Annotated in this window: 16 protein-coding genes; 8 read left to right on the forward strand and 8 right to left on the reverse strand. The window is 65.8% G+C overall.

The genetic code is table 11. The annotated features are described in order from the left end of the window. Window positions 1-109 precede the first annotated feature (109 nt). The 5 genes from der to WQ56_RS04555 all read left to right on the forward strand — a co-directional run bounded on the left by der (window position 110) and on the right by WQ56_RS04555 (window position 5,731). Window positions 110-1,519, forward strand: a complete 1,410-nt coding sequence (der, locus tag WQ56_RS04535) for a ribosome biogenesis GTPase Der (RefSeq protein ID WP_047135858.1) — start codon at window positions 110-112, stop codon at window positions 1,517-1,519. Then, on the forward strand, window positions 1,516-2,103 hold the full coding sequence (locus WQ56_RS04540; RefSeq protein ID WP_052772838.1) for an NTP transferase domain-containing protein: 588 nt from the start codon (window positions 1,516-1,518) through the stop codon (window positions 2,101-2,103). The genes der and WQ56_RS04540 overlap by 4 nt, the downstream gene beginning before the upstream one ends. Next, entirely contained in the window at window positions 2,081-3,331 is a 1,251-nt protein-coding gene (gene glp / locus WQ56_RS04545) for a gephyrin-like molybdotransferase Glp (RefSeq protein WP_047135859.1), read from the forward strand. The genes WQ56_RS04540 and glp overlap by 23 nt, the downstream gene beginning before the upstream one ends. A gap of 160 nt (window positions 3,332-3,491) precedes the next feature. Next, complete coding sequence (moeB, locus tag WQ56_RS04550; RefSeq protein ID WP_047135860.1) at window positions 3,492-4,622, forward strand: molybdopterin-synthase adenylyltransferase MoeB; 1,131 nt, start codon at window positions 3,492-3,494, stop codon at window positions 4,620-4,622. An 80-nt stretch (window positions 4,623-4,702) separates the two neighbouring features. Continuing rightward, window positions 4,703-5,731, forward strand: a complete 1,029-nt coding sequence (locus WQ56_RS04555) for a DUF2272 domain-containing protein (RefSeq protein ID WP_047135861.1) — start codon at window positions 4,703-4,705, stop codon at window positions 5,729-5,731. Window positions 5,732-5,741: 10 nt separating this feature from the next. Here WQ56_RS04555 and WQ56_RS04560 read toward each other — a convergent pair whose 3' ends face one another. After that, a complete protein-coding gene (locus WQ56_RS04560) occupies window positions 5,742-6,068 on the reverse strand; it encodes a DUF1244 domain-containing protein (protein WP_047135862.1) in 327 nt (108 codons plus the stop codon). Window positions 6,069-6,283: 215 nt separating this feature from the next. On the opposite strand from WQ56_RS04560, the gene folD reads away from it, so the two are divergent. The 3 genes from folD to guaA all read left to right on the forward strand — a co-directional run bounded on the left by folD (window position 6,284) and on the right by guaA (window position 10,522). Then, window positions 6,284-7,177, forward strand: a complete 894-nt coding sequence (gene folD, locus WQ56_RS04565; RefSeq protein ID WP_047135863.1) for a bifunctional methylenetetrahydrofolate dehydrogenase/methenyltetrahydrofolate cyclohydrolase FolD — start codon at window positions 6,284-6,286, stop codon at window positions 7,175-7,177. 121 nt (window positions 7,178-7,298) lie between these two features. Beyond that, entirely contained in the window at window positions 7,299-8,756 is a 1,458-nt protein-coding gene (guaB, locus tag WQ56_RS04570; protein ID WP_047135864.1) for an IMP dehydrogenase, read from the forward strand. A gap of 149 nt (window positions 8,757-8,905) precedes the next feature. Continuing rightward, window positions 8,906-10,522, forward strand: a complete 1,617-nt coding sequence (gene guaA / locus WQ56_RS04575; RefSeq protein ID WP_047135865.1) for a glutamine-hydrolyzing GMP synthase — start codon at window positions 8,906-8,908, stop codon at window positions 10,520-10,522. 112 nt (window positions 10,523-10,634) lie between these two features. On the opposite strand, the gene WQ56_RS04580 is transcribed toward guaA, so the two are convergent. From WQ56_RS04580 to WQ56_RS04610, 7 genes are read right to left on the reverse strand one after another with little or no spacing between them, the layout of a single operon-like run. Continuing rightward, window positions 10,635-11,909 (reverse strand): hypothetical protein, encoded by a 1,275-nt coding sequence (locus tag WQ56_RS04580; RefSeq protein WP_047135866.1) that lies wholly within the window; start codon window positions 11,907-11,909, stop codon window positions 10,635-10,637. Between the two features lie 3 nt (window positions 11,910-11,912). Further along, window positions 11,913-14,135, reverse strand: a complete 2,223-nt coding sequence (locus WQ56_RS17610; protein ID WP_052772839.1) for an AAA family ATPase — start codon at window positions 14,133-14,135, stop codon at window positions 11,913-11,915. A gap of 29 nt (window positions 14,136-14,164) precedes the next feature. Beyond that, window positions 14,165-15,631, reverse strand: a complete 1,467-nt coding sequence (locus WQ56_RS04590; protein ID WP_047135867.1) for a class I SAM-dependent DNA methyltransferase — start codon at window positions 15,629-15,631, stop codon at window positions 14,165-14,167. A 1-nt stretch (window position 15,632) separates the two neighbouring features. Continuing rightward, window positions 15,633-16,436 carry a hypothetical protein gene (locus tag WQ56_RS18505; protein ID WP_156170318.1) on the reverse strand — a complete coding sequence of 268 codons (804 nt, stop codon included), beginning with the start codon at window positions 16,434-16,436 and terminating at the stop codon, window positions 15,633-15,635. Next, window positions 16,433-18,169: an AAA family ATPase gene (locus WQ56_RS17960; RefSeq protein WP_082132196.1), complete on the reverse strand. Its 1,737-nt coding sequence runs from the start codon at window positions 18,167-18,169 to the stop codon at window positions 16,433-16,435. The genes WQ56_RS18505 and WQ56_RS17960 overlap by 4 nt, the downstream gene beginning before the upstream one ends. A 2-nt stretch (window positions 18,170-18,171) precedes the next feature. Then, entirely contained in the window at window positions 18,172-19,941 is a 1,770-nt protein-coding gene (locus tag WQ56_RS17965; protein ID WP_082132197.1) for a restriction endonuclease subunit S, read from the reverse strand. Further along, window positions 19,938-22,748, reverse strand: coding sequence for a type I restriction-modification enzyme R subunit C-terminal domain-containing protein (locus tag WQ56_RS04610; protein WP_047135871.1), 2,811 nt, complete (start codon window positions 22,746-22,748; stop codon window positions 19,938-19,940). Before WQ56_RS04610 ends, WQ56_RS17965 begins: the two co-directional genes overlap by 4 nt. Between the last annotated feature and the right edge of the window lie 137 nt (window positions 22,749-22,885).

Here is a 22,885-nt window from a genome sequence, read left to right on the forward strand (position 1 = left end):
GATGCGACACTAGGGCCCCGGGCGGTCTCGCCGCCCGGGGCCGTTCGTTGTCCGGCCGCCGCCACGGCGCGCCGTTTCTTCTTCCGTTTCTCGTTCCGGATCCCGTCGCATGCTTCCGCTCGTCGCCCTCGTGGGCCGCCCCAACGTCGGCAAGTCGACGCTGTTCAACGCGTTGACCCGTACCCGCGACGCGCTCGTCCACGACGAGCCGGGCGTCACCCGCGACCGTCACTACGGCATCTGCCGGCTCGGCGCGCGGCCGTTCGCGCTGGTCGACACCGGCGGCATCGCCGGCGAGAACGTGCACCTGGAGGAGGGCGGCCTGGCCGGTCCGACCGCCAAGCAGTCGCGCGCCGCGGCCGCCGAGGCCGACCTGGTGCTGTTCGTCGTCGACGGGCGCGAGGGCGCCTCGGCGCTCGACGACGAGCTGCTGCGCTGGCTGCGCAAGCTCGACAAGCCGACGTTCCTGATCGTCAACAAGACCGACGGCCTCGACGCGCGCGCGGCGATCGCCGACTTCTCGCGCTACGGCTTCGCCGACGCGCACCCGGTGTCGTCGGCCCACCGGCACGGCATCGACGAGCTCGTCGACGACGTGCTGGCCAGGCTGCCCGAGGCGGGGCAAGCCGAGCAGCCCGACACCGATCCCACGCGCATCCGGGTGACCTTCGTCGGCCGCCCGAACGTCGGCAAGTCGACGCTCGTCAACCGTATCCTCGGCGAGGAGCGGATGATCGCCTCGGAGGTCGCCGGCACCACCCGCGACTCGATCGAGGTCGATCTCGAGCGCGACGGTCGCCGCTACCGCCTGGTCGACACCGCCGGCATCCGCCGCAAGTCCAAGGTCGACGAGGCCGTGGAGACGTTCTCGATCATCAAGACGCTGCAGGCGATCGAGGCCACGCAGGTCTCGGTGGTGATGATCGACGCCAGCGAGGGCGTCACCGACCAGGATGCGAGCGTGCTCGGCGCGGTGCTCGATTCGGGGCGCGCGCTCGTGGTCGCGGTCAACAAGTGGGACGGGCTGAGCGAGTACCAGCGCGAGCAGACCGAAGCGCTGCTGTCGCGCAAGCTCGCGTTCGTGCCCTGGGCCGAGGCCGTGCGCATCAGCGCCAAGCACGGCTCGGGTCTGCGCGAGCTGTTCGCCGCGATCCACCGCGCGCACGCCTCGGCCAACTACAAGTTCGGCACCGCGGACGTGACCCGGGCGCTCGAGATCGCCACCGAGAGCAATCCGCCGCCGGTCGTGCGCGGGCACGCGCCCAAGCTGCGCTTCGCCCATCCGGGCGGCGAGAACCCGCCAACGATCGTCGTGCACGGCAACCGCCTGCGGACGCTGCCCGACAGCTACCGCCGGTACCTGGAGAACTTCTTCCGCAAGCGCTTCAAGCTGGTCGGCACGCCGGTGCGCTTCGTGTTCCGCGAGGGCGACAACCCCTACAAGGACAAGAAGAACGTGCTCAGCGAACGCCAGGTCGCCAAGAAGAAGCGGCTGATCCGGCACGTCAAGCGCAAGTGATCGTCGCGCCGACCGCGGCGTCGCTGACCGTCGGCGTGATCGCCGGCGGCCGCGGTTCGCGCCTGGGCGGCCTCGACAAGGCCTGGCTGGAACAGGACGGCATGCCGCAGGTGCTGCGCTGGCGCGCGCGGTTCGCCCCGCACGCCGCGCGCTTCGTGGTCAGCGCCAATCGCAGCCTCGAACGCTATGCGGCTTGCGGCATCGAGACCGTCGTCGACCGCACGCCGGACGCGGGCCCGATGTCGGGGCTCGACGCGCTCGCCGCGGCCGCCGACACGCCCTGGCTGCTGACGCTGCCGGTCGACCTGCGCGACGCCGACGCGCGGCTGCTGCCGATGCTGGCCCTGCTGGCCGGCGAGACCGGCGCCTGCGCGCAGGACGACGACGGCGTGCAGCCGCTGGTCGCGCTGTGGCCGACGGCCGCGCTGCGCGCCGGTGCGGCTGATGCGCTGGCGCGCGGCGACTACGCCGTCCGCGGCCTGCAGCGCCGGCTGGGCGTGCGGGTGGTCCGGCTCGAAGGTGTACGCTTCGGCAACCTCAACACGCCAGACGACCTGATCGATGCCGGAATCGCCGCTTCCTGACGCCGCGCCCTCCTTTCCGTACCGCGTTCCGTTCGACGAGGCCTGCGCGATCGTCGATGCGGTCGCCGCCGAGCGCGCGCTCGAGGCGCAGACGCTGTCGCTGAGCCGCGCGCACGGCCACGTGCTGGCGCGCGACGTGGTCGCGACCTTGCCGCAGCCGCCGTTCGACAACTCGGCGATGGACGGCTTCGCGCTGCACCACCACGATCTCGCCGGCGACGGTCCGGTCGTGCTGCAACTGGTCGGCGAGCAGTTCGCCGGCCCGAGCGCCGAGCTGCACATCGCGCGCGGGCAGTGCCTGCGCATCACCACCGGCGCGCCGATCCCCGAGGGCGCGAACACCGTGGTGATGAAGGAGAACACGCGGCTCGACGGCGACCGGGTCGAGATCCTGGTGCCGCCGCGGCCGGGCCAGCACGTGCGCCGCGCCGGCGAGGATTCCCAGGTCGGCGACCGCCTGCTGCATGCCGGCGAGGTGCTGACCGCCAGCCGGATCGCGCTCGCCGCCTCGCAGGGCCTGGCGCAGCTCGACGTCGTGCGCCGGCCCAACGTCGCGGTGTTCGCGACCGGCGACGAGCTCGTCGAGCCGGGCGCGTCGCTGCGGCCGGGCCAGATCTACAACTCCAACCGCGAGCAGCTGATGGGCCTGCTGCGCGCCGAGGGGCTGGAGCCGGTCGCGTTCCCGACGCTGCCCGACGACCCGGCGCAGATCACCTCCGCGCTGCGCCACGCCGGCGAGGCCTTCGACATCGTGCTGACCTGCGGCGGCGTGTCCGCCGGCGAGAAGGACCACCTGCCCGAACTGCTGCAGCGCCGGGGCAGGGTGCGCGTGTGGAAGACGATGATGAAGCCGGGCATGCCGCTGCTGCTGGCCGAGGGCGGCACGCTGGGGCCGGCGCTGTTCCTGTGCCTGCCGGGCAACCCGGTCTCGGTGCTCGCGACCTGGCTGGCGGTCGGCCGGCGGCTGGTCGACGGCATGCAGCGGCGCGCCCCGCGCCCGACCCGCCGCGCGCGGCTGAGCGGCGCGTGGACGAAGAAGCACGAGCGGCTGGAGTTCCTGCGCGGCCGCTGGTCGATCGACGACGATGGCGTGTCGCGCGTCGAGCCCAACCCGGCCGACGGCTCGCACCGGATGCAGGCCGCGGCCGATTCGGACGTGCTGATCGTGCTCGAGGCCGGCGCGCGCGCGTACGCCGCGGGCGACGTGGTCGAGATCGTCCCGTACTGAACGCCCGAGGGCATCGCGGAAGGCCTCACCGACAGGGGTCCCCGGTTCGCCGATCGCTCACGTAGGAGCGCGCTCGCGCGCGATGCGGCTTTTCCGGTGTGCACCACGCCGTTGCGTCGGCAGTGGGTCTCCCGGTTCCGCCACGCGCGATAATCCCCGCATGACGATTCCCGAGATCTCTCCCGACGAGGCGCTGCGCCGGCTGCGCGCCGGCGTGCGCCTGATCGACGTGCGCGAGGCGCACGAGCGCGCGACCGGCATGGCCGAGGGCGCCGAGGGCATCGACCGCGCGACGCTCGAATCCGCCCCGCAGGCCCACGTGCCCGATCCCGGCGCGCCGCTGCTGCTGATCTGCCAGAGCGGCCGGCGTTCGCTGCAGGCCGCGCACGCGCTGGCCGCCGCCGGCTACACGGACCTCGCCTCGGTCGCCGGCGGCACCAGCCGCTGGCAGGCCGAGGGCCTGCCGACGGTGCTGCCCGACGGCGACATCGACCTGGACTTCCACGACCGCTACTCGCGGCACCTGCGCCTGCCCGAGGTCGGCGTGGACGGCCAACGCCGGCTCGCCGAGGCCACGGTGCTGATCGTCGGCGCCGGCGGGCTCGGTTCGCCGTCGGCGTACTACCTCGCCGCCGCCGGTGTGGGCAGGCTGCGCATCGTCGACGACGACGTCGTCGACCGCAGCAACCTGCAGCGGCAGATCCTGCATGCCGAGGACCGCATCGGCCAGCCGAAGGTCGCCTCGGCCGCCGCCACGCTCGGCGCGCTGAATCCGCGCACGCGGATCGAGGCGGTCGCCGAGCGCGTGACCAGCGCCAACATCGACCGGCTGCTCGACGGCGTCGACGTGGTGCTCGACGGCGCCGACAACTTCCCGGTCCGCTACCTGCTCAACGATGCCTGCCTGCTGCACCGCACGCCGCTGGTCTACGGCGCAGTGCACCGCTTCGAGGGCCAGGTCAGCGTGTTCGACGCCGGCCGTGCGCGTGGCCGCTGCCCCTGCTACCGCTGCCTGTTCCCCGAGCCGCCGCCGGCCGAGGCCGCGCCCAACTGCTCGGAGGTCGGCGTGCTCGGCGTGCTGCCCGGCGTGATCGGCCTGCTGCAGGCGACCGAGGTGCTCAAGCTGCTGCTGGGCATCGGCGAACCGCTGCGCGGACGCCTGCTGCAGTTCGACGCGCTGCGCATGCGCTTCCGCGAGACGCGGCTGGGCGCCGATCCCGACTGCCCGCTGTGCGCACCGGGCCGCGCGTTTCCCGGCTACATCGACTACGCGGCGTTCTGCGCCGGCTGACGGCACGCACACCTGCGGCGGTGCCTTCACGCCGCGCCCGGCACGATGCCGGCCATCCCCCACGGCCGCGGAGCAGCCGAATGTCGCGATGGTCCCGCCTCGTCCTGTCTGCGTGCCTGGCGCTGTCGCCGCTGCTGGCGACCGCCGCCGATCCGTGCCCGCTGCTGCGCGCGCAGGTCCAGGCCACCGATCCGGCGACGCGCCTGGCTGCGGTCGCGTGCGAGGAGCACCAGCTCTGGCACCGGCCCTTCATCGACGTCGACGGGCGCTACGCCGGCTCGACCGTGCGCGAGGCCGAGACCGCGCTGCTGACCAACGGCGAACAGGCCTGGCGCCGCGTCGCCGGCTACTGGCTCGGCGCCGGGCTGCTGCCCCGGCTGCAGCATCGTCCGGGCGCCGGCGACTGTGCATACGCCGGCTACGGCGGTACGCCGTCGGCCGCGTGTCGCGCGTTCCTGGTCGACGTGCCGTGGTCGGCTGCCTTCGTCTCCTGGAGCGCCCGGCGCGCGGCGTTGCCGGGCTTCGACGGCTCGCCCAGCCACGTCGACTACGTGCGCGACGCCTACCGCAATCCCGAGACCAGCGCCTACCGCGTCGCCGATCCCGCCACCGCACGCCCGGCGCGCGGCGACATGATGTGCTACGTGCGCGCGGCCAACCGCGTGTTCGGGTTCCCGGGCCTGGCGACGCTGCTCAGCAGCGAGGACGGCGGCCTGGGCATGCACTGCGACATCGTCGTCGCCGCGGCCGGGGAGGGCGTCGCGGCGGCGTATCTCGTCGGCGGCAACGTGCTCGACGGCGTCACGATGCGGATGCTGCCGCTGTCGACCGGCGGCCGGTTCGCCGCCTTGCCGGCGCGCACGCTCGACGATGCGCCGTGCACGCCCGACAACCCGGCCGCGTGCAACGCGAACCGGCAGGACTGGGCCGTGCTGTTGCAATTGCGCCCTGCGCAGGACCTGGCGCAGCTGCGGCCCGCGCCGCCGATCGTCGCCGCGACCCCGCCGGCGCCGCTGCTGCCGACGCCGGGGCAGGCGCCCGGACAGCCATCGGCCCCGATGTGCTGCGTCGAGTGCAGCGTCGGCGACGGCCTGCCGCGCTGTCCCTGACGCGCGGCGCTCAGCCCGCGTGCGGGCGGTGGGTCGCGGCGAACGCGGCCTGCTGCTCGGGCGTCGCCTCGCGCTGGTGGCGGGCCTTCCAGTCCTCGAACGGCATGCCGTAGAACGCCTCGCGGGCGGCGGCCTTGTCGAGGTCCACGCCCTCGGCGCGCACCGCATCGCCGTACCAGTCGGCCAGGCAGTTGCGGCAGAAGCCGGCCAGGATCATCAGGTCGATGTTCTGCACCTCCGGCCGCGACTCGAGCAGGTGCTTGCGCAGTCGCCGGAACGCGGCGGCCTCGGCGCGGAGGCGGGCGTCGTCGGACAGGGCGGTGGTGGCGTCGGCCATGGCAATCTCCGGATGCGGGGCAGGGCGACAGGATCGGCGTGCAGCGCCGTGCCCGCAACCGTAGGAGCGCGCTTGTGCTCGCATCCCCTTTTCGGGGACGCGCGATCGGGCTTTGCCGGGAACGCTTCATCGCGCGCGAGCGCGCTCCTACAGGGGGGTGCGGTTCGACGGAATCGGCGACAATACGACGCCCCGTACCACTGAAATCGCCCCGCATGACCGCCGCAGATCCCGTTCCGGCCCGCATCCTCGACGGCAAGCGCATTGCCGACACCCTGCTCGACCAGCTGCGCGTGCGCGTGGACGCGCGGATCGCCGACGGCGGCACGCGCCCGGGCCTGGCGGTGGTGCTGGTCGGCAGCGACCCGGCCTCGCAGTCCTACGTACGCAACAAGCGCCGTGCCGCTTCGATCGTCGGCATCCAGGCCTTCGACTTCGACCTGCCGGTCGGCACGACCGAGGCCGAGCTGGTCGCGCTGATCGACCGCCTCAACGCCGACCCGGCGGTGCACGGCATCCTGGTGCAGCTGCCGCTGCCGGGCATCGAGGATGCCAGCCGGCTGATCGAGCGCATCGACCCGCGCAAGGACGTCGACGGCTTCCACCCCGCCAACGTCGGCCACCTGGCGCTGCGCCAGTTCGGCCTGCGCCCGTGCACGCCGCGCGGCATCACCACGCTGCTGGCCTACACCGACCGCCCGGTGCGCGGCGCCAGCGCGACGATCGTCGGCGTCAGCAACCACGTCGGCCGGCCGATGGCGCTGGAGCTGATGATCGCCGGCTGCACGGTGACCACCTGCCACCGCTTCACGCCGCCGGACGTGCTGCGCCGCCACGTCGGCGAGGCCGACATCCTGGTCGTCGCGGTCGGCCGTCCCGGCCTGATCCCGGGCGACTGGGTCAAGCCCGGCGCGGTCGTGATCGACGTCGGTATCAACCGGCTGGACGACGGCCGCCTCGTCGGCGATGTCGGCTTCACCGAGGCCGCGCAGCGCGCCAGTTGGATCACGCCGGTGCCCGGCGGCGTCGGCCCGATGACCGTGGCCACGCTGATGCAGAACACCATCGAGGCGGCCGAGGCCGCTGGCGCGGCCGGGATTCGGGAGTAGGGATTCGGGACCCGGGGCCGGTCGGGAGGCGACCGGAGGAACGCGCCATCCCGAATCCCCGATCCCCAATCTCCAATCCCGGGCGTTACAATGGCGCGCTTCCTCCTCCCCGGCACCCCGCATGCTGCGCATCCAGGCCGAAGCACTCACCTACGACGACGTCTCGCTCGTTCCCGCCCACTCGATCGTCCTGCCCAAGGACGTCCGCCTCGCCACGCGGCTGACCCGCGACCTGCGCCTGAACCTGCCGATTGTCTCGGCGGCGATGGACACGGTGACCGAGGCACGCCTGGCCATCGCGATGGCGCAGATGGGCGGCATCGGTATCGTGCACAAGAACCTGAGCGTCGAACGCCAGGCGGCCGAGGTGGCCCGGGTCAAGAACTTCGAGGCCGGCGTCATCCGCGAGCCGTTCACCGTGGGCCCGGACACCAGCATCGGCGAAGTGCTGCGCCTGACCCGCGCCCGCAACATCTCCGGCGTGCCGGTGGTCGACGGCGGCAAGCTGGTCGGCATCGTCACCGGGCGCGACATGCGCTTCGAGACCAAGCTCGACGACCCGGTGCGCAACGTCATGACCAAGCACGACCGCCTGGTCACCGTGCGCGAAGGCGCGGGCGAGGACGAGGTGCTGGCGCTGCTGCACAAGCACCGCATCGAGAAGGTGCTCGTCGTCAACGACGACTTCGCGCTGCGCGGCCTGATCACCGTCAAGGACATCCAGAAAGCCCACGACAACCCCAACGCCGCCAAGGACGCCGACGAGCAGTTGCTGGTGGGCGCGGCGGTCGGCGTGGGCGGTGACACCGAGGCGCGCGTCGAGGCGCTGGTCGCCGCGGGCGTGGACGTGATCATCGTCGACACCGCGCACGGCCACTCGCAGGGCGTGCTCGACCGCGTGAACTGGGTCAAGAAGACCTATCCCAAGGTCCAGGTCATCGGCGGCAACATCGTCACCGGCGACGCGGCCAAGGCGCTCGAGGACGCCGGCGCGGACGCGGTGAAGGTGGGCGTGGGCCCCGGTTCGATCTGCACCACGCGCGTCGTTGCCGGCGTCGGCGTGCCGCAGATCACCGCGATCGACTTCGTCGCCGAAGCCCTGCAGGACCGCATCCCGCTGATCGCCGACGGCGGCATCCGCTACTCGGGCGATATCGGCAAGGCCCTCGCGGCCGGCGCCTCGACGGTGATGATCGGTGGCCTGTTCGGCGGCACCGAGGAATCGCCCGGCGAGGTCGAACTGTTCCAGGGCCGCAGCTACAAGAGCTACCGCGGCATGGGCAGCCTGGGCGCGATGGAGCAGGGCAGCAAGGACCGGTATTTCCAGGATTCGTCCGACGCCGACAAGCTCGTGCCCGAGGGCATCGAGGGCCGCGTGCCGTACCGCGGCCCGCTGGCCGGCATCGTCCACCAGCTCGCCGGCGGCCTGCGCGCCACGATGGGCTACGTGGGCTGCGCGACGATCGAGGACATGCGCACCAAGCCGCAGTTCGTGAAGATCACCGGCGCCGGCCAGCGCGAGAGCCACGTCCACGACGTGACGATCACCAAGCAGCCGCCGAACTACCAGGCCGGCTGAGGCCGGCCTGGCGGGATTGGGGAGTCGGGATTGGGGATTCGGAAAGGCGGGATCGCGCCGCTCGTCGCTTCCCATGACGGTGGTGCTTTCCAGTGCTGACGGTGAAGCACGCCGTGATTCGACACACATCAGATTGAACTGAGGCACACATGACCGGCGTTTCCGAATCCCGACTCCCGACTTCCGAATCCCCGCTCCACCGCGACAAGATCCTGATCCTCGACTTCGGCGCGCAGTACACGCAGCTGATCGCCCGCCGCATCCGCGAGTTGGGCGTCTACTGCGAAATCTGGGCCTGGGACCACGATCCGGAGCAGATCGCCGCGTTCGCGCCCAAGGGCATCATCCTGTCCGGCGGCCCCGAATCGACGACCGAGCACGGATCGCCGCGCGCCCCGCAGCAGGTGTTCGACAGCGGCCTGCCGCTGCTGGGCATCTGCTACGGCATGCAGACAATGGCCAAGCAGCTGGGCGGAGAGACCGAAGCCGCCGACGCGCGCGAGTACGGCCATGCGGAAGTCGCGATCGTCGCCCAGGACCGCCTGTTCGAAGGCCTGACCGACCACGCCGGCAGCCAGCGCCTGGACGTGTGGATGAGCCACGGCGACCACGTGTCCGAGGCGCCGCCTGAGTTCACCGTCACCGCCAGCACCGACCGCGTGCCCGTGGCCGCGTTCGCGTTTGATGCCAAGCGCTGGTACGGCGTGCAGTTCCACCCCGAAGTCACCCACACCAAGCAGGGCCAGGCGCTGCTGCGCCGCTTCGTCGTCGACATCTGCGGCTGTGCCACGCTGTGGACCGCGGCCAACATCATCGACGACCAGATCGCGCGCGTGCGCGAGACCGTGGGCCAGGATGAGGTGATCCTGGGCCTGTCCGGCGGCGTGGACTCGTCGGTCGTCGCCGCATTGCTGCACAAAGCCATCGGCGACCAGCTGACCTGCGTGTTCGTCGACACCGGCCTGTTGCGCTTCCAGGAAGGCGACCAGGTGATGGCGACCTTCGCCGATGCCTCCAGCGCGCATGGCCTTGGCATCCGCGTCATCCGCATCGACGCGCGCGAGCGCTACTTCAAGGCGCTGGCCGGCGTCAGCGACCCCGAGGCCAAGCGCAAGATCATCGGCAACCTGTTCGTCGAGATCTTCGACGAAGAGTCCGGCAAGCTCAGCAATGCCAAGTGGCTGGCGCAGGGCACCATCTACCCCGACGTGATCGAATCGGCCGGCAGCAAGACCGGCAAGGCCCACGTCATCAAGAGCCACCACAACGTGGGCGGCCTTCCCGAGCACATGAAGCTGGGCCTGGTCGAGCCGCTGCGCGAACTGTTCAAGGACGAAGTGCGGCGCCTGGGCGTGGAACTCGGCCTGCCGCGCGAGATGGTCTACCGCCACCCGTTCCCGGGCCCCGGCCTGGGCGTGCGCATCCTGGGCGAAGTGAAGGCCGAATACGCCGAGATCCTGGCCCGCGCCGACCACATCTTCATCGAGGAGCTGCGCAAGGCGGACCTCTACGACAAGACCAGCCAGGCGTTCGCGGTGTTCCTGCCGGTCAAGTCCGTTGGCGTCGTCGGCGATGCCCGGGCGTATGAGTGGGTGATTTCGCTGCGGGCAGTCGAGACCATCGACTTCATGACCGCCCACTGGGCGCACCTGCCGTACGACTTCCTGGGCCGGGTCTCGAACCGGATCATCAACGAAGTGCGCGGCGTCTCGCGCGTGGTGTACGACATCAGCGGGAAGCCTCCGGCGACGATTGAGTGGGAGTGACCAAAGTCACGCGTCAGGCGTTGGCCGAAATGTCGTAGTCGCATGCCGTAAGTGCGCCAAAGGTGAGAAACAGCGACGCGCGTCGCTGCGCGTAAGGCCTTCTTGCGAGAAATCAGCGAGCCAGCCCTGCAAAATGCGATCGCGGATCAACGAAGTGCAAAGGTAGGTCCTCGTTTTCCACATCTGCGCAGACGACGTGGAGGACCGGCTGACGGTCGCCGGCGTCGGGGAGGCCATAGCCTGACATCCGTGCATCGCCTAAGGCCTGGTGCCACGGGTAAATCAGTAAGGCTTCGTCACACAGGTATGCACTCGCGTAGGCATGAAGCTGGTATGCATGCGCGTCAGTGGGAATAAGGTACCCGCGCTTGTCCGTGGCAAGACGACTCCATTTCGTATCCGCCACGGCAAGAATTTCATCGCCGCGACTTAGAACCAGGTCAGGGCGTAGGCCGAAAAAGTGTCGATGCGGGTCTGCAGTGTCATAGGCCAGATGGCGACCCCTGTGCTGAGAATGCAGTCGAAGCCCTAGAGCGTCGGCACGCCGCTGAAGCCTTGCCGCCACCGCCAGCTCGAAAACCCGGTTCATATCAAACAACAGCTCGGGCGCCGAACTGGAACCGCTGCGGAGGTCTGGAGACAAGAGTTGCAGAATCCAGCCGGCCCATCGTAGGGCAGGGCGGTAATGATTGACCTGCCGATCCGAGCGCAGACTGCGATGCAAGGAGAGGCCATCGCTGCGCAGATGAACCTCATCAAGCGCGGCCGCCATCTCAAACCACAGGCGACCCGATTCCAGGCCGCGCGCCCACGGTCTCGCCGCAACCAGGGCGGCCTTCAGCACCTGATTCCATGGATTGTCGATGGTCAGATCATCGAAGCGGCATGCGATCCGGTCGACCCGCATCGCGTGCACCGCGACCTGCCGTTTCAGGAGCAGTCGCCCCCGGACCACGCCGAGATCCTTCTCACGGCTCCTGTATCGCCGGACGAGTCCGGCACGCACCAGCGGCACCAGTGCACGCAGATACGCCAGCACGAACACATCCAGCAGTTCCCGCTGCTGAAGGCCGTGGTCCACGCCCCCGCCTGCGAAGGAGGGCAGGTCGTACGCCCACCGCAGCAGCCGAAGCAATGTGCCTCGCGCCCGCGCGGGATCGATCTGCTCCCCGACCTTGGGCAGGATCTCCAGGACGCGTCCATTGCCCAGGCTCACCAGCCCGACGAACTGGGAGAGCCGGAGCGACCGGTGCCCCAGGACGCAGAACCCGCGACGCTGCAGGCCGAGCGCTGCGAGGCGCTCAGCCTCCGCTGGAGACAGCGCAGCGCCGCCCGATGCGACCGGCATTACCTGGTGCTCGATCGCGGTGACCGTGCGCGCCTGCATTTCTCAGGCCAGCGCTTCAGCGGACTCGTAGATGGATCGGAAGGCCTCGCCGGTCCAAGTGGATGCCGGCGTCAGCGTGTAGCGCACGCGCTCGCCTGTGCCGACATCCGCCAGACTGCCGAACACCTCCGCCGCATCCAGAGTCTCGGCGCGCAGAAAGGGAGAGCTGCCGTTGCGCGCTGCCAGCACAAGGGCAACCCGGCTCCAGTCATCGAAAAAGTATTCCTGCAGCAGCGGAATGACCTGCAATCGGAAGACGACACGCAGATCGTCGAGGCTCCCGACGCGCGTGAAGTAGGCGTGCCCGATGAGGCGGTCGCGATCGGCCAGGAACTCCAGCCGCTGGTTGACCGCCTGCAGCAGCCGCGCCAGGTCCACTCCTTCGATCCGACGTTCCAGCACCTTGTAGTCCGGCGGCATTTCCTCGAACTCGAAGCGCCGCCGCAGGGCGATGTCCAGCAGGGCGATCGACCTGTCGGCCGTGTTCATGGTGCCGTAGATGTCCAGGTTCTCCGGCACACCGAACCGCTCCGCCTCCCCCTCGTCGTCACCGGTACCCGGCAGCTGCACTTCCATGCCACCCAGCAGGTTCCCGGCGGCATCGTAGTGCGCACGCTTGTCTGGCTCGATCAGCGTGATGAGTTCGCCGAAGACCTTGGCGATGTTCGCGCGATTGATTTCGTCGATGAACAACGCGTAGGGCTTGCCGGGGTTCGCCCGGGCTTCTGCGCAGATCTGCTTGAACACGCCGTCGACCATGCGGAAACCTGCCGCATCTCCGCTGCTGTCCGCGACCACCGGACGCAGGCCGATGACGAAATCCTCGTAGGAGTAGGAGGGATGGAACGTCACCACCCGATAGCGGGGCACGGCGCGGCTGGCGACTTCAGGCCCCGCCCGCCAGGCGTCAAGCAGCTCCGCGGCTTCCGAATCAGCGTCCCGCCAACCCGGGACAACGGTCCAATCGGATTCATCGTTCTTGGTGAACAGATAGGGCGGCCGGCGGTCAGCCACGTTGACCGTCGTGACCTCTGGAGACGTGTGGCTCTGCATGTAGCCCCATAGAGTTGCCCGCACATTGCTTCGCTTGCGTTGCGCGGCCTTGGCCTTGACCAGCGCATGCTGTTCCAAAGTAGTTGCCTTGACCGCCCGCCCCGAGTCGGCAAGGGCTGCGGCAATCACCGCACGCCAGCCGAACCGGGCGACCAGTCCCAGCTCCCAGGTGGACCTGTCGATGTCGGCGGGCTGATCGGTGTAGCGGGCAAACAGCTGTTGAAGTTTCCAGGTCTTACCGGTTCCGGGTGGCCCGTACAGGATCAGGTTACGAGCGGAGCCTATGCGTTTCGCGTAGCTGGATCGGGATTCCCGGACCTCGACTCGAGCGTCCTCGACCTCGGCGTCGTCCGCCACTGGATCGTCCGGCTCGTTAGGCTTCTTCCACTGGTCCCGCAGTGGCTCCAGGTAGAAATCGAGATCCGCTGCCCCGTAGCGCTGTTCAAGTTTCCCGCGCAGTTCAAACAGCGCGTCGTCCAGCTGCCGGTCGGACCAGCGTCGGGTATGTTTGATCGGCGCCACGCCGAACCCGGCCAACACCTTGCGGCGGTCGCCATTGCTGGACATGCGCTCGACGCGGTCGGGGAACAGGAAGTAGCGCAGCATGTGGCGGAACTGGCGGTCGCCGCTGTCCGGAAGCGTTTCGATCCAGTCGAGAAACCGGTCGTATTCGCTGAAAATGCCGGCGCGCTCATCAGCTGGTACCACCTTGATCGCTTGCCCCAGCCGGACGAGATAGATCATCTCGCGCCAGCGATTGCTGTTGACGCCCATACCTCCGGATCCGATGCCGTCGAGCAGCTTGCTGGACAGCATGGGGTGCGCCGGATCAAGCGAGTCGCCCGACCAGCTCCAGACCTCCAAGATGCCTTCGCGCTTGGTGTCCTCGCCGATGTTGCTGGGGAACAGGAACAGCGCCCATAGCAGTTCCGCCATCAGCTTGCGGGCATCCGGTGACGCATCCGCAAGCTGGGCTCGCAGCTTCTCGTAGAAACCGCCGTCGCCAACGTCGAGGCGCTGGACGAAGTAGCGATCCAAGGCGTCGTAGTTCGCCGCCGTGCTGATGGTGCCGCCGCCCAGGACACTGCCGTCGCCGACCAAACAGGTCTGTACCCATTGGCGACCGGCCGCCGTGATCGTCGCTGCGTCGTGGTGGTAGGTATACAGCGCCATGCAGGATCTCCAGTCGCGGGACGGTTTGGTCAGCTGGTGGAGCGGGGCAGTGCCGCTGTCACGTCGCGGAACGAGACGAGCGCGGCCTCGAGGTGGTCGATGATCTCCTGCGCCAGCACATCCGGCGGCGGCAGGTTGTCGATATCATCTAGGCTGTCGTCCTTGAGCCAGAAGATGTCCAGGCTGGCCTTGTCGCGGGCGATCAGGTCCTTGTAGGCGAAGTAGCGGAAGCGCTCCGATTCCTCGCGCTTGTAGCGGTTGGATGGGTTGTACGCTTGGACGAACTCCTGCAGGTCCTCGCGACGCAGCGGCCGGGTCTTTAGGGTGAAGTGCTTGTTGGTGCGCAGGTCGTAGATCCACACGCCCTTGGTCTGAACCTTGCCGTCCTTGGGCCGGGCGTCGAAGAACAGCACGTTGGCCTTGACGCCTTGCGCGTAGAAGATGCCGGTAGGAAGGCGCAGTAGGGTGTGGACGTCGCAGGTTTCCAGCAGCTTGCGGCGGATCTTCTCGCCCGCTCCGCCCTCGAACAGCACGTTGTCCGGCAGCACCACGGCGGCCTGGCCGGTTGTCTTGAGCATCGAGACGATGTGCTGGAGGAAGTTGAACTGCTTGTTGGAGGTGGTCTGCCAGAAGTCCTGGCGCTCGTAGGTCAACGCGTCGCGGTCTTCCTCGCCGTTCGCGTTGGTGATGGTCATGCTGCTCTTTTTGCCAAAGGGCGGGTTGGCCAACACGTAATCGAACGTCTTCTCCGGTTTGGTCAAAAGACCATCCGCTCGCTCCACTGTCGGCTCGCCATCGAGATCGCCGACGTTGTGCAAGAACAGATTCATCAGGCAGAGGCGTCGGGTAGCAGCGACGATCTCGTTGCCGAAGAAGGTCTCGTGCTTCAGAAACTTCTGCTGCCTTTTGTCCAGACGCGTGCCCGGGCGGGTCAGCCACTCATAGGCGCCGAGGAAGAAGCCGCCCGTGCCGCAGGCGGGGTCGGCGATAGTCTTGCCGGGCTCGGGCTGCACGCATTCGACCATCGCCTGAATCAGGACGCGCGGAGTGAAGTACTGGCCGGCACCGCTCTTAGTGTCTTCAGCGTTCTTCTGCAGCAACCCCTCGTACATGTCGCCCTTGACGTCGATTTCGAGACTGAGCCAGCTCTCCGAATCGATCATCTGAACAAGACGGGAAAGTTTCGCAGGGTCGTGAATCTTGTTCTGGACCTTGAAGAAGATGGCGCCAAGCATGCCAGGCTTTTCACCCAGCTTTTGCAGGACCTCCAAGTAGTGAGACTCTAAAACGGGACCGGTCTTGCTCTTCAAACTGACCCAGGCGTACTTCTTGGGGATCTTCAATTCGCGGTTATAAGGCGGCTGCGAATACTCATGCGCTAACTTGAGAAAAATCAGCGATGTGAGCTGCTCCAGGTAATCGCCGTAACCTACGCCGTCGTCGCGCAGGGTGTGGCAGAAGTTCCAGACTTTCTGAACTAGGGTTGATGCGTTCAATTCAGGCTTCCAACAACTTTTGAATCCAAGGATGGTCGGTGTGTCGCTGTCCCCTCAGGAGGAAAATCATCTCCCCGCTATAGGGTGCTTTGCGACTTATCGCACGTTTGATCTTTCTAGCGACGGATGAGAACTCTTCGTCCATACCAGGCTGTCCAAACAAGCGCTTGGCTTGCTCGACATCAGAAACTAATCGCACTGCTGTCGCGTGCCGTTGCTTGCAGGTCGGCTCGTAGTCCAAATGGTATATGCCGATCGACTCTTCCGCCCGAAGACGTTCAGCTTGATCCGAGCTAGTAGGGCAAGGTTTCCCGTTCTCCTGCCGACAGCCAAGCAGTTCCCAATCGTGCAGCTCGCAAGGATCGAGCAGCGTCGGCGCCTCTTGGCTCAGTGGCCCTGGTCCGTATAGACGACTGCCCTCCACTACCAAAGGGAATCTGTCCGCCTTGCCTCCGGCCGTTCCGTTCGCCAGGTCCCTACGGCGGCTGTTGCAGAAGGTGCACGCGTAGCGGAAGTTCCGCTGCCAGAACGCCAGCCATCGATATCCGCTATGCGGGGAGGCGGCATCACTTACGCGACCCTTTGGGCGGAAATGGTCGACGGCATTATCGGAACGATCGACCGGCGATTCGCAGTACCAGCACTTCTTTTCGGGAAACAGCGCAGCCAAGCAATCCTTGAGCTCACGCCAGACCTCGGCGTGATCGTTTGGATCTGCGCCGGCCGCCACAAGGTCGGCCGCCTGAGCCGCACGCTCTAGCCAGCCCTCAGGCAATTCCAACTCATCGTGATCGATATACCTCATTGGCCAAGCACATCCACTTGCTCTTGGCCTTCCGCAAGCAGTTCCCCAATAAGCTTTTCGGCGAGTTCCTCGCGCTCTTCGCGACCCATATCAACTGCCGCCGTTGCGACAGCGACCGGATGGACCAGGTTGAAGCGAGCTTTCAATGCTTCGTTGCGGAGCCGGATGTATCTCGAGAACTCATCGTCAGGGTGAAAAAATCTAAACCCGAGGCGATCCAGTTTCGCATTGACCATGTCTAACTCTCGCTGCTCGTCTTCCGTCAGGGCTTCCTTGGCAGAAAAGGCACGCTGCATTTCTAAGAGGAGCTGAGTTGGTCGATCAAGGGTGGAGGCAATTCCAAACATGTCACTTGTCACAATCGCGGCATAGCCCATGCCACGTGGCGACATTTCTGGATAGCACGCGGCTATGCGCCGCTGCTCGCCTTTCTGAGACTGAGTCATCCGAAGAATCTGCACCTGTTCTCTGTCCAGCTCTGCAATAGCAAGCGGGTTGTGCGTGGTTAGCAGGACATGACTGGTCTCCTGTGAGCCTCCCTCCGTCGATATGAACTTCTTAAGATAAGAGATGTAGTCCACACTCCATCGAGGATTCAAATGGGTGTCCGGCTCATCCAACAGGAACAGACTTTCGTCTTCCGCGGTGAAACGCAGCAACCCAAGGACCGTTAGCAACTGTTGCTCGCCCTCACTCAACTCGCGAAAGGTCACGCTGCCGTCATTCTTCCTTAGACGCACCCGAATCCGCACCTCTTCAATCAGTTCTGACACGTAGGTGCTCTCCAAGTCCCTAAAAAATTGGGCTGGGGCTTGATCTCCCACCAAACGGCGCAGCGCATCAATGTCCTTGACGTACAGATACTTGAACTGAAGTGCTTGCTTGTTCCATAGCGACGTCGAAACGCGGCGACTGATGTCAACTGGAGCCAAGGCTATATCGTATAGACGCGACAGGAAGTTGCTTACAACACCGCGCGCATTCCAGAATCTAGGATCACCATCGATCGCCTTTGACTTCCATGGCGGCTGCCGGAGTACGAACAGTACGGATTCGATTCCTTCATAGGGATCTAGGCCAAGATGATCGTCCAGAAATGTCCGCACTACCTCTGATTGGTGAATCAGGAATGCTAACAACACGAATTGACTATGCACCGGCATGGCATAGAACAGGCGTTTGAGACCGGGGTCTTCGCCATTTCGCAGCTTCCCATCGAAGTCTTCCAGGTAAGGACGAAACACCTCGTGCATGCGCGTACTTTCGCCCGAGTAGTAACTAAAGACGTACCGCGGCAAATGGAGCCCGTCGTCAGCCAAAAAAGGCGTCAGCTTGATGCGCTTACCTCGTAATGCCGATACCTCCGGCTCGCCCTCGATGAGGGAAATCAGCGTACCTTCGCCTCTGGCTTGCGCATCCGTGGCGACATGAATGAGGAGTGGTTCATTGTTTCGGTCTGGATCCGCGTCGATATGGATGTGCCGGAGACTATCTCCAGCCCCCATGCGATAGGCCAACTGAAAGGCAAAGGCCGGAACTCGCTTCCGGGCAATCAGGTCGCGGAAGATAATGGCCAACGCCTCAAGCACATTGGACTTGCCGGTGCCGTTCCACCCAATCACCACTGTCACCCAATGATCCTGATCGAAGTCGATCGTGACGTTCTTCAGGTTTTTGAATTGGTGCGTAGGGCTGTCCTTGGCACTGCCGATGGTGAATTTGTCCAGGCGCACGGTTAAGCAGCCTGCAGTTTAAGTCGGTCGTACAGCTTGCGGCCCTCTGAATCGGCTACCGCTTCCACTGCCAGACGCCCTGCCTTTTCAAGGCTGCGCAGCTCTGCATACAGGGCTTCAACTTGGTCTGTTTGTGCGCCATCGGTCACACCGCAGCGGCGAAAGAGCTCTTGTGCTGGCATCCAGTCATCCGCCTCGACGAGCACGTCTATCAGTTTGCGTACCACGGCAATCTCCTTCTGCTGCTTTCGTTTGCGTCCCTTCGGTCGCTTCTCATGCATCACTCGCTTAGCACGGACACGAGCTAAAAGCGCGCCGGCGGGTTCATCACTCGGGTCTTGCGGAACTAGTTGACCGGCAAAGGCAGCCTTTAGAATGTTCTTGCGTTGTGCGGCTGAGAGTGAGAAGCCCATTTCAATTGCTGACCTCTGGACGTCGCAAGACTCCAGTGATTCCGAAAGCATGCTGAGTATTTGAAGCTGCTCGGCTTTCGGCGGCAGTGGAACTGGAATCGAGCGGATGTTGCCAAGATTTATTCTTGGCCGCCCGACGCCCTTTATCAGTCGCTCCACTCGCTTTCGAGTCGGCTCTGAGTTGAGAGCTGCTACCAGATACTCTGCCGGAACAAGCGCAGCATTGATTCGAACTCTTGCGCAATCTGCCTTCACGATTGCAGGGGCAGTGCCTGGCGGTACGGAGCATGCACGGGGCAAGATCTCGCCCAGCATTGCGACAACAACATCGCCATCAATCACCGCGTGCTTCTTCAATTTCTCGTAGTGCTTCACGGAAATGTGTGCGCGTGCATCCTGAAAATGTCCGTCGCCTATGTTCTGAAGGCGGATTACTCGGGGACCCGATTCAGTGTAGTGCTCAGACTTCAGGTTCGAGCCGAATGGACCGTCCGTGATTCCATCTTCATCAATGGCACATTGGTCGACGGTTGCCCAGGCCCACCCTTCAGGTAGCTGCGGTAGGTGCGTTAAATTGGAGGTGACGGGCTCGGGGTACTTGGCTCGCCATCCGTTGGGCGGTGGCCTGCCTTGCTCGGCGAACTGGGCGAGCTGCTTCTGCTCCCAGCGGGCGCGGCGTTCGGCGAGGATGCGTTGCAGGAGTTCAGCGCCGGTTTCCTCGGCCTCGCCACGGGCAGCGCGCCAATCGGCCGTCAGGGCGCCTTCCACCGCAGCCGTCAGCAGCGATTGGCGGTACTGCGCCACCTTGCGCTGCGCGGCCTTCAGTTCCGCCACGCCAGCGTCGAGATCGGAAAGCAGTTCTTCCAGCTTTTCGACGATGCGACCCTGTTCAGCATAAGGAGCCAACGGAATGCGGGCCTCACCGAGCACCTTGAGGTATACGCCTTTCTGAGCTGTGCCCTTAGCATTCTCAATCAACCAGTTCTGCTGTTCTGGTGCATCGAGCGCGTACGCCAGATAACGAGATTCCGCAGCGTCTGATTTGAGAACTGCAACACTGCGCTGCAAAGCGAAGGGCTCTACAGCCTCGGGGACCACGGCAGTTCGACCAATTGTCCCGACGATAGTTAGCAGCACATCACCCGGAGTGACTTTTGTTCGCGCGTGTTCGGCCTCGAAGCTAGCCTTATCCAGCCAACGAAAGTTGTCAAAGACAATCTGTCCGTTGACGATATTCCTCGCGCTAAGCATCGGATACCCTCCATCAACTCCTTTAGGAGGATTGTGCGAGCCGTCTACAATTCGGCCGCAGATTTCGCTCAAACGGGCCCAGCACCAGTTTGTTGGCAAATCACTCAAGCCACCAGCTCCTCATTCATCTCGACCAGCAGCTCGTCCAGCTGGCCATCAAATACTGCCCACGCCTTCTGCAGCCCGCCCTTGCCGGCCAGCTGTGCGTAGTCGAAATCGTCGTGCTCGATGCGGCAGCTGCCGGCGATATGGTCCTTGACCAGCCGCAGCCACTCCATCTGTTCAGGCGTAAACGCTGTTGCGCGGCGGGCATTGTGCCGGAAGATCCAGTCCTGGAAGCGCTTGTCCACGTGTTCGGCGAATGGCCGCAGCTCCTCGTCCACGCCTAAGGCAAAGCGCACTAGCGAGACCAGGTCGGTCAGCTGCCGGCGTACGCCGCCGCCCCGCACCTTGCTCTCCTGTACGCGGGCATAGGCGGACCACAGCTTCTCGGTGGTCAACATCAGCGGCGGGCGCTGCAGGGTGTCGTGCAGCTCCTCTATCATGTCCAGCGTCAGCTCGCGCTGACGGTAGGGCTGGGCGTAGAAGAAGCCCAAGGCGGCGATATCGTCGCGATGGGCTTCGAGGAACTCGCGGAAGCGGCCGACCGCGGCCTCGGCATTGGCCTGCGCCTGCGCCGCGAACTCGCTGCGGGTCACCGAATCGAGGTTGAGGTGATCGATCAGCTGTTCGCGCTCGCGCCGGGCGGACTCGATCAGTTCGCGCAGCGCCGGATCGTCGAAAGGCTGGCAGGCCGCATCCACCCGCTTGCGGCGGGCGGCTTCCAGTTCGTCAGGCGTCAGGGTGTCCTCGCTGCGGGTGATGCCGGCCACCTTGGCGGCGTCCAGGGCGTCGGCCGCCACCCGGTCCGGGTCCAGTGCCTGCACCAGGCCGCGCGCCAGGTCCTGCAGGCCAGTGCCGCCGCTGGCCTGTCTGATCTTCGCCAAGGCTTTGTCGTCCAGCTGCTTGACCAGCCGGACCAGGCGGTTGCCAAGGCTCAGCACCGTGTCCTCGTCGCGTGCGCCCACGGCCACGCCCTTGAGCAGGCTGTCGAGGCTGACGCCGGGCTTGCGCTCCAGCGGCCGGCTTTCTGTCTTGAGGGATTTTTCCACGCCCACGGCATCGATCAGGACGAAGTGGGTCTTGGCGCCCTCGGCGGAGTTGCTGACCTTCTTCAGCGATTCGGCGTCGAGGCTGCGCACGCCGCGGCCCTTCATCTGCTCGTAGTAGCCCTTGCTGCGCACGTCGCGCATAAACAGAAGCACTTCCAGCGGCTTGACGTCGGTGCCGGTGGCGATCATGTCCACGGTGACGGCAATGCGCGGGTTGTAGTCGTTGCGGAAGCTGGCGAGCACGCTGTCGGCGTCGTCGCCGGGCACTGGCTTGCCGGTGTCCGGGTCGAAGCCGGCACGGTAGGTGACCTTCTTGCAGAACGCATTGCCCTCACCGTAGATCTCGCGCACGGTGCGGATGATGTCGTCGGCGTGGCTGTCGGTCTTGGCGAAGATCAGGGTCTTGGGCGTTTCCTTGCGGTTCGGGAAGATCGTCGTCTCGACGGCGTTCTTCATCGCTTGGATCACCTGGCGGATCTGGCTCGGGTTGACCACGGACCGGTCGAGGTCGGTGGCGCCGTATTCGGTGTCTTCCTCGGTCTGTGCCCAGCGCTTTGCGCGGGTTTCGCGGTCACGGTGGTCCACCCATTCACGGGCCTTGAGTTCGGCGCCCTTGGCGGTGATCTCGGTCTCGATTTCATAGACGTCGTAGCCGACGTTGACCCCATCGACCACGGACTGCTCGTAGCTGTACTCGGCCACCACGTTCTCGTTGAAGAAACCGTAGGTGCGTTTGTCCGGGGTGGCGGTGAGGCCGATCAGGAAGGAGTCGAAGTAGTCCAGCACCTGCTTCCACAGGTTGTAGATGCTGCGGTGGCACTCGTCGATGACGATGAAATCGAAGGTCTCAATCGGGACCTGGGGGTTGTACTGCACCAGCCGCGCCTGAGCTTCGGCCTGCCCAAGCTCGCTGAGCGAGATGTCCTCGCTGGCGTCGGCCAACTCGGTGCCCGACAGGATTGAGTACATGCGCTGGATGGTGCTGATGCACACCTGCGCATGCGGGTCGATATGGCTGCTGGACAGGCGCTGAACGTTGTACAGCTCGGTGAACTTGCGGCCGTCGTCCGGCGGCGTGTAGGCCATGAACTCCTGGTGGGCCTGCTTGCCGAGGTTGCGAGTGTCGACCAGGAACAGGATGCGTCTGGCGCCGCCGAACTTGAGCAGGCGATAGACCGAGGTGATGGCCGTGAAGGTCTTGCCGGCGCCGGTGGCCATGTGGACCAGTGCGCGCGGCCGGTTCTTGGCAAGCGACTGCTCCAGGCCGGTGACAGCGCTGATCTGGCAGTCGCGCAGGTTGCGCTCGGGGAGCGCGGGCATATGGTTCAGGCGGCGGCGAAGGGTGTCCGGCTTGGCTGCCCAGTCGGACAGAGTCCGTGGCTGGAAGAAGTGGAACAATTCGCGGGCTCGGGGAGCCGGGTCGGCGCTGTCGGTGAAAAAGATTATCTGCCCGGTGCTTTCATAGAGGAAGCGCAGGGGCTGGTTGCCTTTGCGCCACCTAAGCGCCGCGTGGGCGTATCGCTCGGTTTGCGCTTCGTGCACGTGGAGATATCCTCCGGCCTCGTCTCGCTTAGCCTCGATCACACCAACAGGATGGCGCTCAGCAAACAGGATGTAGTCGGCCGGTCCGGTATCGGTGGGGTACTCTCGAACCGCCACGCCGAAACTTGCACCCAGGTTTACCTGCTTCACGTCCTGAACAACCCAGCCTGCTGCTTGCAACTTGGCGTCTATGAGGCCTCTGGCGTTGACTTCTGGCGTCATGGCTCCGTATCGATATCGACTCCGTATGGAATGGTAAACAGATCATCGTCTTCGGCATAGAAGTAGCCCGTCGGACTTCTACCACTCGGTGTAGGACCGGTAGGCGGTACGGCGTGGTGGCGACCGCATTGGTGGAG

The sequence above is a fragment of the Luteimonas sp. FCS-9 genome (genome assembly GCF_001014645.1).
In the GTDB taxonomy this organism is placed as follows: Bacteria; Pseudomonadota; Gammaproteobacteria; order Xanthomonadales; family Xanthomonadaceae; genus Luteimonas.

Bases quoted from the DNA above. Each gene is read 5' to 3' on its own strand.
- der (WP_047135858.1), top strand. From the start codon at position 110: ATGCTTCCGCTCGTCGCCCTCGTGGGCCGCCCCAACGTCGGCAAGTCG.
- glp (WP_047135859.1), top strand. From the start codon at position 2,081: ATGCCGGAATCGCCGCTTCCTGACGCCGCGCCCTCCTTTCCGTACCGC.
- moeB (WP_047135860.1), top strand. From the start codon at position 3,492: ATGACGATTCCCGAGATCTCTCCCGACGAGGCGCTGCGCCGGCTGCGC.
- WQ56_RS04555 (WP_047135861.1), top strand. From the start codon at position 4,703: ATGTCGCGATGGTCCCGCCTCGTCCTGTCTGCGTGCCTGGCGCTGTCG.
- WQ56_RS04560 (WP_047135862.1), bottom strand. From the start codon at position 6,068: ATGGCCGACGCCACCACCGCCCTGTCCGACGACGCCCGCCTCCGCGCC.
- folD (WP_047135863.1), top strand. From the start codon at position 6,284: ATGACCGCCGCAGATCCCGTTCCGGCCCGCATCCTCGACGGCAAGCGC.
- guaB (WP_047135864.1), top strand. From the start codon at position 7,299: ATGCTGCGCATCCAGGCCGAAGCACTCACCTACGACGACGTCTCGCTC.
- guaA (WP_047135865.1), top strand. From the start codon at position 8,906: ATGACCGGCGTTTCCGAATCCCGACTCCCGACTTCCGAATCCCCGCTC.
- WQ56_RS04580 (WP_047135866.1), bottom strand. From the start codon at position 11,909: ATGCAGGCGCGCACGGTCACCGCGATCGAGCACCAGGTAATGCCGGTC.
- WQ56_RS17610 (WP_052772839.1), bottom strand. From the start codon at position 14,135: ATGGCGCTGTATACCTACCACCACGACGCAGCGACGATCACGGCGGCC.
- WQ56_RS18505 (WP_156170318.1), bottom strand. From the start codon at position 16,436: ATGAGGTATATCGATCACGATGAGTTGGAATTGCCTGAGGGCTGGCTA.
- WQ56_RS04610 (WP_047135871.1), bottom strand. From the start codon at position 22,748: ATGACGCCAGAAGTCAACGCCAGAGGCCTCATAGACGCCAAGTTGCAA.